At 54.5% G+C, this 1,005-nt stretch carries 1 protein-coding gene; it reads right to left on the reverse strand.

Translation table 11 applies throughout. From position 1 onward, the window contains the following. Positions 1-133 precede the first annotated feature (133 nt). Positions 134-1,005: IS5 family transposase (locus tag GOB87_RS16460; RefSeq protein WP_166319186.1), on the reverse strand; the 872-nt coding region annotated here is incomplete at its 5' end.

Consider the following 1,005-nt stretch of genomic DNA (forward strand, 5'->3'; position numbering starts at 1 on the left):
TGGAGGGATCGAAGAACCCTTGATTGATGTGCTTGGCCGGTAATTTCTGGGTTTTGGCGATTTGATTGACGGTTTTTGCGATGGCGTCCAGTCTGCGTTTTGAGCAGATTGGGAGTTGTCTCTCGCTGGATGGCTATGCGCTCGCGTTCAATCTTTCGAGGAAGAGGAGGCGGCGCATATTGTAGACGATATTGGCGAGCCCGATCCTCATGGTGGCTCGACTGATACCGACAGTCCGGACAAACAGCCCCGTCTGTGACTTCTGATCGGCAAAGACATGCTCGACACGCGAGCGGATGACCGACTTTCCAGCATTTGATTTCTGGATATGCCGGGGCATAGGCTTGAGATGCGGCTTTTTGCGATGAACCTTGGAGACAAAGCCCTGCTTTTCCATGAAGTCTTCGTTGGCTTTTGAGCGATAGGCCGTGTCGGCCCAGACACTTGAGGCCGTATTGGTTTTATCCAGAAGCCCCTCTCTCAATCGCGCGCCATCACTGGCAGCGGCATGCGTTGTTTTCCATTTGCGGATGAACCGGTATTTCCGATCGATGGAAACATGCGATTTATAGCCAAAGAACGGGATGGCGAGATCGCTGGATGGCATGGTTCCATCATCCTGCCGCTTCGCCTTCGTGAACTTCAGTGTCCAGCGCGCATGACGATCCTTGTGCGACAGCTTTGCGGGTTTGTCCTGCCAGTCTTCAGGAATACGGCCTGCTCGCAGATCCGCTTTCTCTGCATTGGTGTTCCGCTGCTTCGGAGCCGCTACCAGCGTGGCATCCAGGATCTGGCCTGACATCGGCAAATACCCGGCGTTACGCAGGGTCGCATCAAAGCGGTTGAACAGCCCATCGATCGCACCCGCCTGGGTCAGACGCTCGCGAAACAGCCAGACCGTTTTGGCATCCGGCACCCGATCTGAAAGTCCCAGCCCAAGGAAACGCATAAAGGAGAGGCGATCGTTGATCAGATATTCCGTCCGCTCATCAGACAAATTGTTGA

This window comes from Acetobacter estunensis (genome assembly GCF_011516945.1).
Lineage (GTDB): Bacteria > Pseudomonadota > Alphaproteobacteria > Acetobacterales > Acetobacteraceae > Acetobacter > Acetobacter estunensis.